Genomic DNA, 11724 nt, shown 5'->3' with positions numbered 1-11724 from the left:
TGTGCCCCGACCTTGGCCGGACTCAGATGTCGAGATCGTCGGCAAATTCGGCATTTTCCTGAATAAAGCGGAACCGTGCTTCGGGCTTGTTGCCCATCAGGCGTTCAACCGTGTCATTGGTCGTGCCGATATCGGCTTCCACCACATCCACCTTCAACATGGATCGTTTGGCAGGATCCATGGTGGTTTCCTTGAGCTGGGCCGGCAGCATCTCACCGAGTCCCTTAAACCGGCCGATTTCGACTTTTGATTTTCCCTTGAAGGCCGTTTCGAGCAACTCATCCTTGTGGGCATCGTCGCGGGCATAGAGGGTCTTGCCGCCCTGACTGAGGCGGTAAAGCGGGGGGACGGCCAGATAGAGATGGCCGCTGCGGATAAGCTCCGGCATCTCCCGGTAGAAGAAAGTGATCAGGAGGGAGGCAATATGGGCACCATCCACGTCCGCATCGGTCATGATCACGATTTTTTCGTAGCGCAGGTCGCTGTCCCGGTACTGGGAGCGTGTGCCGCAGCCTAGAGCCTGAATAAGATCGGCCAGTTGCTGGTTCGCAACAAGCTTGTCGCGCCCCGCATTGGCAACGTTAAGGATCTTGCCGCGCAGAGGCAGTACGGCCTGGTTGGACCGGTTACGGGCCTGTTTGGCGGAGCCGCCAGCGGAATCTCCCTCCACGATGAAAAGCTCGGTGCCGTCGGCCTGATTGGCAGAACAGTCGGCTAGCTTGCCGGGCAGGCGCAGTTTGCGGACAGCTGTCTTGCGGGCTACATCCTTTTCTTGCCGACGGCGCAAACGCTCCTCAGCCCGGTCGATGACCCATTCCAGCAGCTTGTTGGCCTGATTCGGAGAGGCGGTGAGCCAATGGTCGAACGCATCGCGCACGGCCATTTCCGTAATCCGGGTGGCTTCGTTGGTGGCGAGCTTGTCTTTGGTCTGGCCGACAAATTCCGGCTCCCGGATGAACACAGACAGCATGCCCCCGGCCGAAGTCATCACGTCGTCACCGCTGATGATGCTGGCTTTCTTGTTGTTTGTCAGTTCCCCATAGGCTTTCAGACCACGCATCAGAGCGTAGCGGAACCCGGCCTCGTGTGTGCCGCCCTCCGGGGTGGGCACCGTGTTGCAGTAGGAATTGACGAAGCCGTCGCCGGCAAACCAGTTCACGGCCCATTCGACAGAGCCATGCTTGCCGGTTTTGTCGGTGCGGCCTGCGAAAATCTCGTCAACGACCCGGCGTTCCTTTTCAAGCCGTTCGCTGAGAAAGTCCTTCAGCCCGCCGGGGAAATGGAACACAGCCTCCGCCGGGGTCGGGTCCTTCTCGGACAGAAGGTCCGGTGCACAATGCCACCTAATCTCGACGCCGCCGAACAGATAGGCCTTGGACCGCGCCATTTTGAGTAGCCGGGCGGGCTGAAATTTGGCCCCTTTGCCGAAAATCTGCTCATCCGGCGTGAAACGGACCAGAGTACCCCGCCGGTTCTGGGTATCGCCAACCATCTCAAGCGGGCCTTGCGGGTGTCCCCTGTGGAAGGTCTGGCGGTACAGTTTGCGGCTGCGCGCCACTTCAACAACAAGTTCAGACGACAGGGCATTGACCACAGAGACCCCGACCCCGTGCAAGCCTCCGGAGGTTTCATAAACCTTGCTGTCGAATTTGCCGCCCGCATGCAGGGTGGTCATGATCACTTCCAGCGCGGACTTGTCCTTGAATTTGGGGTGCGGATCGACGGGAATGCCTCGGCCATTGTCGACAATGGCCAGGGAGCCGTCCTCGGCAAGCGACACATCAATCCATGTTGCGTGTCCGGCGACCGCCTCGTCCATGGAGTTGTCGATCACTTCGGCAAACAGGTGATGCAGCGCCTTTTCATCGGTGCCGCCAATATACATGCCCGGACGCCGCCGGACCGGCTCGAGCCCTTCAAGAACCTCAATATCTGCCGCCGAGTAGTCGTCCGGCACAGGCACGTGTGGCGGCGGGGGAGCTTTTTTTGGAGCAGGCTTTACAGCCTCGTCTCGTTCAGAAGACGAGACCGCCGCATTGCCAGCAAAGAGATCGTTTTTTGCGCTCATTCCATATTGCCTGAAAGGTTCGAAGCTGTGGTTGCCAGGGTCCAGCGCCGTTACCTACACCGAATCACGGACAAGTTTGAAGGACAAATGAAGAACGGCAAAGGAAATTGCCGGAATGCGCCCGTTTTCAACAGGCAGACCCTTCATTCCCGGTGGGAAACAGATCATCAACCAGACTGTGATCTAATGGGCATGCAAAGGGAATGGGCAGGGCAGGTGGCCGAAATGTGCCAATTCGGCAACACTCGGCAACAGAGTTGGTCCTGAGGCGCAGGATTGGGTGAATTGCCGCTGTTCAGCCATGTTTAGCAGACAACCCTTGCGCTAAGTTCGGGTTGCTAAGCGGCTTGGACAAACTGTGCAGTCTGCTGAAGACAGGGACGTAAATCCCGCAAAAGGCCGTGGTTGGACGCAGAATGGTCCAACTTAAGCCGAATTGATAGGCCAGCTTGGCCCTTGCAGGAAAAAGAACCGCCGGATGGCAGACAGGCGGTCAGAAGAGAAAAAAAATGCGCGAGGCGCGAACAAAAATAAGGGCCGTTAGAGATGGTCGGCTCAGCGATATTGCGCGGTCGCTGGCTCATCTTGTGACAGGCCAATTGAATGCTGAGGCGCTGCAGCCCGGCAGGGGGCGCCGGTTTGCTGTGCTCGTCGCCCTGACATTCCTGACGCTTGGCAGCCAGACGGCCGCCTTTGACGGTCAGCCGACCCAGCTGGATACGATCGGACCGGAAGACCTGTCGCCGCGCGAAGCGCTGCGTGCTGGTGCCCGGCAGTATTATTCCGGAGACAAGGCCGGGGCACTCAATTCACTGCAATATGCTGCTGAAAACGGGCAATCCATGGCGGCGTGGAAGCTTGGCGAAATGTATGCCAAGGGCGACGGTGTTGTAGAAGACGATCTCAAGGCCTTTCAGTATTACAGCCAGATCATCCGCGATCACGGGGATGACGGTCCGAACTCGCCCGATGCTCCGTTTGTAGCCAGCGCCCTTGTGGCCCTTGGGACCTATTATCTGAACGGGATTGAGGGCAGCGTTCCCAAAAGCGAAAATCAGGCCCGTCAGATTTTTACCCACGCGGCCTCCTATTTCGGAGATGCGGAAGCGCAGTATGAGCTGGGCCGGATCTATCAGGACAGCAATGCCCGCATGGCCGTGCGCTGGTACAATCTGGCCGCCCTGAAGGGGCATGTGGGTGCACAGGCGCGGCTTGGCGAAACACTTTATGCTACGGGGTCTTCGGACAAGAAAAAGGTCCGCGGCCTGATGTGGATGACTGTTGCCCGCGAACAGGCCAGTGGCACGGATGCCGGCTGGATCAACGCCCTGCATGAGCAGTATTTCGCTGTCTCGTCCGAAGCTGTGCGCCAGCGGGCCCGGAAACTTGCAGATGCCTGGATCGCCCAGAACCGCCCGGACATGGTTGCCGCTCAGCAGATTGGCGCTCAGTAAAGCACCGCATACGTCCTTCCGTCCGGCAGACTTCCAGCCGGACGCGGATTCGCTAGCGCTTCAAGTCAAGTCATCGCCTGCCGCTCCTCAAGCACTGCCGTCCTGCTGGCTCAATGTGTCAGCCTGGCTTGCTGGGAAGAGCCTCTTGCTGGTCAAGGAGGGGGGCCGTCCCGGGCGGCGCAGTCAGCTCCGGGCGCAGGCCGGGGGCAAGGGCTGAGAACGGGCAGGGGGCATTGCTCATTGTCCAGGATGTGTTGTTGAGCACCATGGAGCAGGTCGCCATACGCATGCCATCGGGACTTTTCAGGCAGATTGACTCTCCGAGACCGTAGTCCTCGCCATTGTAGCGGCACGTGCAGGACACAGACTGCGCACTGGCCACGCTTCCGACAAGAAACAGTAAGAGACAAAGGCCTGGTCTCAAACCTTTGAGTGGATTGGATCTGAGACAATGGCCAAAAAGACCGGCGCCGGTGCCTGTAACCGGGAAAAAAGTTTGTCCGCGTGGTGCCGGAGCGGACGGAAAGCGGCGTTCGGTCATCCCATCATGGCAAAAGAGTACCAGAAAGGCGGAACGCTGCAAGTTTTGCCTTAGTCAGGCCTCTCCTAACGGGGCACGGCCCCGGGAGAGGGCGGGGAAGCTCTCTTTCGCGCGCTGCGGTCATTTGGATTGAAACCGCTTTGTCTTTTGCCTGAAAGTCTCAGACTTCAGACGGCGAAAGGACCATATGTAAAACGCGATGTCTCCGAAAGGTCAAGCCGCCAAGTCGACCCAGACCGGAACATGGTCAGAGGGCTTTTCCCAGCCCCGGACATGTTTGTCGATCCCGCAGCCCGTCATACGGTCGCAGGCCTGGGGCGACATCAGGATGTGATCAATCCGGATACCGTTGTTCTTCTGCCAGGCGCCTGCCTGATAATCCCAGAATGTATAAGTTTCGCTTGCATCCGTGCAGGCGCGGACCGCCTCTGTGAAGCCAAGATTGACAAGTTCCCGGAACCTCTGGCGGCTTTCAGGCTGAAACAGCGCATCTCCCAGCCAGTTTTCCGGGGTCCTGGCGTCAATCGGGTCCGGAATCACATTATAGTCGCCGAGAAGCAGATAGGCGCCTTCTTCCTGAAGGCGCTTTTCCGCATGGGATATCAGCCGGTCCATCCAGGCAAGTTTATAGGGAAATTTCTCGGTTCCGAGCGGATTGCCATTGGGCAGATAGAGGCATCCGAGCCGCACAGGCCCCTTGTCGGTTGATACTGAACCTTCAATGAAGCGGGCCTGCTCGTCACTGTCATCCCCGGGAAGACGGCGCATCACGTTTTCCAGCGGGCGTCTGGAGAAGAGGGCCACACCGTTGAACCCTTTCTGGCCGACGGTTTCAACGTGATATCCCAGATCCTCAAAGGGCTGGCGTGGAAAATTTTCATCAACCGATTTGATCTCCTGCAGGCAGGCGATCTCTGGGGTGGCTTCTTTCAGCCATTCCAGAACAGTGTCGATGCGTGCCTTCACGCCATTGATGTTCCAGGTGGCAATCTTCATTGGCCGGGGAGCTCCTTGACCGCGAGAGCCGGAGCTCCGGCCAGGTCCGTGTTTTGGGGCGTCAAATCGTGAAACTGGTCCCGCAGCCGCAGCCGGCGGTCGCGTTGGGATTATTGATCTGAAACGATTGTCCGATCAGATCGTCAACAAAATCGATCTCGGATCCGCCCATATATTGCAGGGAGACGGCATCGATCAGCACGGTGGCGCCGGGGTTTTCGATCACGAGATCGTCGTCTTCCGTGGTGGCAACAACGTCATATTTATACTGCAGCCCGGAGCAGCCGCCGCCTTCCACACTGACCCGCAGCATGCTGCCGGCCGGTTCTTTCGACAATATCCGGGCAATGCGCTTGGCAGCGCGCTCGCTGACTGTTACTCGATTTTCAAGTGTTTCGGTCATGGTTTACCGACTCGCTAGGCTCTTGCTGTCCGCAAGAGTGTGAAACCAGATGTTTAGAGATAAGTATGGTTTGAAGCCGCCCGCGTCAATCGGCGCCGTCCGGCAGGACCCGGGAAGTTTTTGTGAAAGATGACAGGCCAGATATGAAAACGGATATTGGGTTCGGCGCACAATCCCGGGCGGCCTTTGCGGAAAATCCTCTGAAAAGCCAGGGCCGTTTGTGCCCGGAACCGGAAAGTCCGACCAGAACACCCTTTCAGCGCGACCGGGACAGGATCATTCATTCCTCCGCCTTCCGGCGGCTGAAGCACAAGACACAGGTCTTTGTCTATCACGAGGGCGATCACTTCCGCACACGGCTGACCCATACGATTGAAGTGTCGCAAATTGCCCGGTCCCTGGCCCGGGCCTTGCGTTTGGATGAGGATCTGGCGGAATGCCTGGCCCTGTCCCATGACCTTGGCCACACTCCATTCGGCCATGAAGGCGAGGATGTCATGCACGACTGTATGGCCCCGTTTGGCGGATTCGACCACAATGCTCAGTCCCTGCGCGTTGTAACCCATTTGGAACAGCGTTACGCGGAATTCGATGGACTCAACCTTGCCTGGGAAACCCTGGAAGGGCTGGTGAAACACAACGGCCCGCTGGTCGGCCCGGACGGGTTGCCCCTTGGCAAGTTCAAGGACAGCGACCTCCCGTTTGCGATCCGCGAATATGCGCTGAAACAGGATCTTCGCCTGGACACCTGGCCGGGCGGAGAGGCGCAAGCCGCTGCCATCGCCGATGACATCGCCTATGACGCCCATGATCTGGATGACGGCTTGCGGGCCGGTCTCTTTGCGATCGAAGATATGCGCGATGTTCCGTTTCTCGCTGATATTCTGCGTGAAGTGGATGCAAAATATCCCGGCCTGGAAGAGGGGCGGCGTATTCATGAGATCGTGCGCAGATCCATCACCCGTATGGTGGAAGACGTCATCGGAGAGGGCTTGCGCAACATAGAAGCGCTCAAGCCGCAAAGCGCGGAAGATATCCGTCTGGCCGGAAAAATGATGATCGGGTTTTCCCCCGAAATGGTGCGCGCGGAAAAAGAGGTGAAACGCTTTCTTTTTGCCCGGGTTTACCGGCACAAGGACGTGCTCGCCGTGCGCAAGCTGGTGGCCCGGGTTGTGAAGGACCTGTTTTCGAAGTTCCAGTCGGACCCTGTCTTGATGCCGTCTCCCTGGAACCGGGATCTTGAAGGTTTGAGCGAAACAGAAATTGCGCGCCGCATCTGTGACTATATCGCCGGCATGACAGACCGGTATGCTATTGAAGAACACCGCAGATTGTTTGACGACACTCCGGAATTGGGGTAGGCGCTCGGTCAACTCTTTGGGCCCTGTCGCACCGGCATTACGGATTGTTGTTGCGTGCGGGGTTCCAGGTATGGAAGATCCAGACAAGACCGGTGTTCGATGAATATCTTTGAAGACTTCACGCTGCGTGTTAAAAACGCGCTACAAGATCTTGATTTAAAAGGTGTAAATGACTCACCTCCGGATCTTGCGCGCGTCGTTGTTGAATCTCCGCGCGATCCCGATCATGGGGATCTGGCGACAAATGCCGCCATGGTGCTGGCAAAGCAGCTCGGCATGAAACCGCGCGACCTTGCCGAAAAACTCGTGGCTAAACTGGCCGACGACCCTGAAATCACGGAAACCTCGATCGCCGGACCCGGCTTCATCAATCTGCGCGTTGCCTCCACCGTGTGGCAGCGGGTTCTGGCGAGTGTGCTCGACGAGGGCGCGCGGTTTGGGGCAATAACACTTGCCGATCCGCCGAAGGTGAATGTGGAATATGTGTCTGCCAATCCGACAGGGCCAATGCATGTGGGCCATATCCGCGGCGCGGTGGTTGGCGATGCTCTGGCCAATCTTCTGGCTTTTGCGGGCAATTCGGTCGTCAAGGAATATTATATCAACGATGCAGGCTCCCAGATCGAAACGCTGGGCCGAAGCGCTTTTCTGCGTTACCGCGAAGCCCTTGGAGAGGAGATCGGCGAGATCCCGTCCGGTCTTTACCCGGGAGACTATCTGAAGCCGGTGGGAGAAGCACTCAAGCAGGCCTATGGCGCCGGGCTGCTGGACAAAGCAGAAGAGGAGTGGCTCCCGCTGGTCAAGGAAACCTCCATTTCCGCAATGCTGGAGCTGATTCGCGAAGATCTGGCGGCGCTCGGTGTGGAGCATGAGGTCTTTTACTCAGAAAAGACGTTGCATATGCGCAGCGGCACCAACGGCTCCCTGATCGACCGGATGCTGGACGGGTTACGGGATAAGGGCCTTGTTTATGAAGGCACGCTTCCCCCGCCCAAAGGCAAGGTTCCGGAGGATTGGGAAGACCGGGAGCAGACCCTGTTCCGGGCGACTGATTTTGGCGATGATACGGACCGGGCGCTGAAAAAATCAGACGGTTCATATACTTATTTTGCGGCCGATGTCGCCTATTTCCAGGACAAGTTCGAGCGCGGCTTTGCGCAAACCATCTACGTTCTCGGGGCGGATCACGGTGGTTATGCCAAACGGCTTCAGGCGGTCGGCAAGGCTGTTTCGGGTGGTGAGACGGATGTGATTGTCAGGTTCTGCCAGCTGGTCAAGCTGATGCGAGACGGCGAGCCTGTGAAAATGTCGAAGCGCTCCGGCGACTTCATCACCCTACGGGAGGTCGTCGACGAGGTTGGGCCTGATCCGGTGCGTTTCATGATGCTGTTCCGCAAGAATGATGCACCACTCGATTTCGACTTCAAGAAGGTCACGGAACAATCGAAAGACAATCCGGTCTTTTACGTGCAGTATGGTCACGCCCGGTGCTGCTCGGTCCTGCGGCAGGCGGCTGAAGAGCTGCCGCATCTGGCCAAGGGCGACATTGACCTGAGGCAGGCGGACTTCTCACAACTCGATGACAAGGGCGAGCTGGAGTTGATCGCCAAGATGGCCGAATGGCCGAAAGTGGTGAATGCGGCGGCCGAAACACATGAGCCGCATAGAATCGCCTTTTATCTACATGAACTGGCGAGTTCTCTCCATGGCCACTGGAATAGAGGCAAGGAAATGCCGCAATTACGTTTTATTGACGCTGGTAACCCGAAATTAACCCTAGCACGTCTTGCTCTGGTTCGTGCTATATCTTTGGTGCTGGCATCAGGTCTTTCGATTCTCGGCGTGAATGCACCTGAAGAAATGCGTTAAAGAGTAGACTATCAACCAGCGCGTCGACATCTGGGTGCAATGGTGAAACGGGACCGGTTTTCGTATAGCTCATGGCAAATGATTACGAAAATAACAAAGACGATCTGAACCGCCCCGCCGGTGAGGCTGGCACGGACAAGCCAGCCGTCGACGACCCGCTTCTTGAATTGGCGCGGATCGTCCAGAAGAATACGCAATTGGGGGCAAATGTGAGTGGCGGCCGGGTAGGCAATACGGACTATTTCGCAGGTTTGGATGACTTTACATCTGATGCCGATGACAAAGCGCCCGACCCGCAGCCGCAGATAGATATGCCTGTCTCCCCGGTTCCGTCGCAGCCCGTTGCGGAATCCCCGGCACCGCCGCCCCCGGTCGCCAAAGCTCCGGAGACAACCCAGCCCCCGCACACTCCGGGCGCCCAGGAGCCCGTGGCGCCTCTCGTTGGACAGTTGCGGGAACAGTTCTTCGCCCGGCAGAACCTCGATGACACTGCGAGCCCCATTCCCCCGGCCTCCCTTGCACCGGGCGGAACAGTGCGGATGCCTGGCACACATGATCCGGTGCCGCCTGCGTCCGAATCCCGTGGACCGGTTTCACCGCTTTGGCCACAAGCACCGATTGCCGAAGACGGGCGGGAAAAAGAGCAGGTTGAAATGCCGGAGGTTCCTTCTCAGGAACCGGTCTTGGCGCCGGAGCCACCTTTAGACGAGCCACGCCTTTATAGTCCGCTCTCTTCACCGCCTGCCGAGCCAGATCCTGTGCCGCCGGCGACCGAGCCAAGCATTCAGCCCGCCCAGCCCCAGGGGTATCAGATCGGACGCGCGACCGCTTCACCGTTCCAGAGACGCTCTTCGCCGGTCGAGACGCAAGCGCAGGAAACGGGGCGTCCGTCCACAGTGTCCATCGATCTTGAGCAGAATTTGTCCGCTGAGCTTGAAGACGAACTGATTGGCGCCTTGCGGCAATCGGTTGGGGACGAACCGGCTGCACAATCTGTCACGCCTGGCTCGTCTGCCTTTCCCGGCGCTTCTCATCTTTCCAGCACATCTGGCGGGTATTCGGATCCGTTTCAGGACCTCACGGAACCGGTGACCGTAGCTCCGCACCCGGACTCGGGTGCACGAGACAGGATTACATCTCTTCAGCCCGCTGATCCGGGTCTGGCCGCGCGGGAGGTCTCTCCGCGTGTTGGCGGGGCGAACACCACGCCCGACTATCTGGCATCCCAAGTCACCGCCGGTCATGCCCGTCCGGAACCGGGCTCGTCCCAGACCCGGAAATTTGAGCCCGATCTTTCCATGCTAGCGCCGCAGCAGACCACGGAGCCTGAAAAGTCCGTTGAACCTGAAAAAAACTCCGCTGAACCGGTCACGCCCGGTGCAAGAGCTCCTGAAGCGCGCCGTCCGGCGATTAACGAGAGCGACTTCCTGGCAGCCCTGAGCCCGGCAGAGCGTCCGCCCGCACCGGTTTCGCCTCCTGTGAAGTCCGATCTGGATGACAGTCCGGCCGGGATTGATGCACTGTTTGCGGATCTTGATTTTCCAGATCCCGTGGACCGCAAGACCAAAGAGCCTGCTTTGGAGGCACGCTTGCCGGAGGCCGCCTCAGAACCGTCTTTGAAAGCGGCCTTGGCCAGTGCAGATGCTGCCGATGCTGCCGACAGTATTGACGATATGGCTTGGCCTGCTGCGGCTCAGGCTGTGCCTCAGGCCGAGGAGGACGAAACCCCTCCGCCACCGGGAGGCTACGATCTCGATGCGGTGGCCCGGGCCATGCAGGAAAGCGACCCGAGCCTGAGCGGAGCCGGTGTCTTGCCACCACACCCGGCGGCCGAAGCGGCCGCAGTGCCCGGCGTAGAGGAGAGGTCGCGCAAAGGCCTTTATGTCATTCTCGGCATAGTCGGGATCGCTGCGCTTGGCGGCGGTGCGTTCATGATGATGGATGGCGACAGCGTCCAGGTGCCCGATGGGCCGCCCCCGGTGATTGCGGGGCTTGAAAAGCCCTTGAAAATCATGCCGGATCAAAGCCAGCCGGAACCCAACGGGCAGGCGTCCAAGCTGATCTATGACAGGGTGAACGAAGCTGAGGCAACAGCACCGTCACGGCTGGTTCTTCCTGAAACAACCGAACCGGCCAACCTGCCTCCGGCCCCCGGGCCTTCTGAAAATGGGGCGGATCTCGCGCCCGGCGCCCCGAAACAGGTACGGACTTTGACGTTCCGTCCGGACGGGACGATCATTTCCGGTGACGATGGCGCTTCAGCATCGGCTGCCACCGCGCCCCCTCAAGTGCCAGCTGCCTCTGCACCGGTCACACCGACTGCGCCTGTGCGCGGGGTCACGAGTGAGGCGCCCGCAATTGGCACAGGTCTGCCAAGCGAGCAGGTTCCTGCGGTCTCAGCACCGTCTCCGGTGCCCAGTACGCCTGCCATTGTTGCCTCCGCTGCGCCAGCTGCTGCTGTTGAGAGCGAAGAAAATGGGGCGTCTGGACCTGCTCCTTCCGTTCTGCCCCGGAAAAAGCCGGCTGTTCCGCAAGGCTTTTCCGGTGGGCAAACCGCACCTGCTGCTACGGCGCAGAGCAGCGGCCCGCTTAACCTCGCAAATGCGGCGCCGAGCCAGGCCCCGGCTGCCGGTGCGGTGAGTGCGTCTGGGCAAGTCGGGACGATCCCGCCCGGCACCTATATCGTTCAGGTGACCTCACAACGCACTGCAGATGCGGCCAGCGGTGCCTACACAGCGCTTCAGCGGCGCTTCCCGGGCGTTCTTGGAAACCAGGAGGCTGTCATTGTTGCAGCTGATCTGGGCGATCGGGGTGTGTTCTACCGGGCCCGGATACCGAAGAGTTCCCGCGAAGAGGCGGTTACGCTGTGTGAAAGCCTGAAAGGGGCGGGCGGGGACTGTTTTGTGCGCCGTCAGCCCTGACAGGTCTGGTTGAACCAAAACCACGCGACTTGGCGGACATAAATCTGGTTCTGGCTGAACGCGGCCAGCTCCCATCAAAAGGCTGGTCGTCGGGATTTTTATTCGGCAGCT

Annotated in this window: 7 protein-coding genes; 4 read left to right on the top strand and 3 right to left on the bottom strand. The window is 59.0% G+C overall.

What is annotated here, in order from left to right; all coding sequences use genetic code 11:
• Positions 1 to 22: 22 nt before the first annotated feature.
• Entirely contained in the window at positions 23 to 2068 is a 2046-nt protein-coding gene (gene parE, locus ACXAIC_RS02175) for a DNA topoisomerase IV subunit B (RefSeq protein WP_475173139.1), read from the bottom strand.
• 587 nt (positions 2069 to 2655) lie between these two features.
• Here parE and ACXAIC_RS02170 point away from each other — a divergent pair.
• Positions 2656 to 3522 carry a tetratricopeptide repeat protein gene (locus ACXAIC_RS02170; protein WP_475173138.1) on the top strand — a complete coding sequence of 289 codons (867 nt, stop codon included), beginning with the start codon at positions 2656 to 2658 and terminating at the stop codon, positions 3520 to 3522.
• A 754-nt stretch (positions 3523 to 4276) separates the two neighbouring features.
• On the opposite strand, the gene xth is transcribed toward ACXAIC_RS02170, so the two are convergent.
• Together xth and erpA are read right to left on the bottom strand one after the other, a co-directional pair.
• Positions 4277 to 5059, bottom strand: coding sequence for an exodeoxyribonuclease III (xth, locus tag ACXAIC_RS02165; protein WP_475173137.1), 783 nt, complete (start codon positions 5057 to 5059; stop codon positions 4277 to 4279).
• Between the two features lie 61 nt (positions 5060 to 5120).
• The gene (gene erpA, locus ACXAIC_RS02160) at positions 5121 to 5462 is read right to left on the bottom strand and encodes an iron-sulfur cluster insertion protein ErpA (RefSeq protein ID WP_475173135.1); all 342 of its coding nucleotides are present in this window, start codon (positions 5460 to 5462) and stop codon (positions 5121 to 5123) included.
• A 143-nt stretch (positions 5463 to 5605) separates the two neighbouring features.
• Here erpA and ACXAIC_RS02155 point away from each other — a divergent pair, with 143 nt between their 5' ends.
• From ACXAIC_RS02155 to ACXAIC_RS02145, 3 genes are all read left to right on the top strand, one after another.
• Positions 5606 to 6823: a deoxyguanosinetriphosphate triphosphohydrolase gene (locus tag ACXAIC_RS02155; protein ID WP_475173133.1), complete on the top strand. Its 1218-nt coding sequence runs from the start codon at positions 5606 to 5608 to the stop codon at positions 6821 to 6823.
• A 99-nt stretch (positions 6824 to 6922) separates the two neighbouring features.
• Positions 6923 to 8692, top strand: a complete 1770-nt coding sequence (gene argS, locus ACXAIC_RS02150) for an arginine--tRNA ligase (RefSeq protein ID WP_475173132.1) — start codon at positions 6923 to 6925, stop codon at positions 8690 to 8692.
• Between the two features lie 71 nt (positions 8693 to 8763).
• The gene (locus ACXAIC_RS02145; RefSeq protein WP_475173131.1) at positions 8764 to 11613 is read left to right on the top strand and encodes an SPOR domain-containing protein; all 2850 of its coding nucleotides are present in this window, start codon (positions 8764 to 8766) and stop codon (positions 11611 to 11613) included.
• The last annotated feature ends 111 nt before the right edge of the window (positions 11614 to 11724 follow it).

The sequence above is a fragment of the Roseibium sp. AWQ4_254 genome (assembly GCF_056161025.1).
The sequence above is the reverse complement of the archived record's forward strand: the minus strand, read 5'-3'. Positions and strand labels throughout refer to the sequence as shown.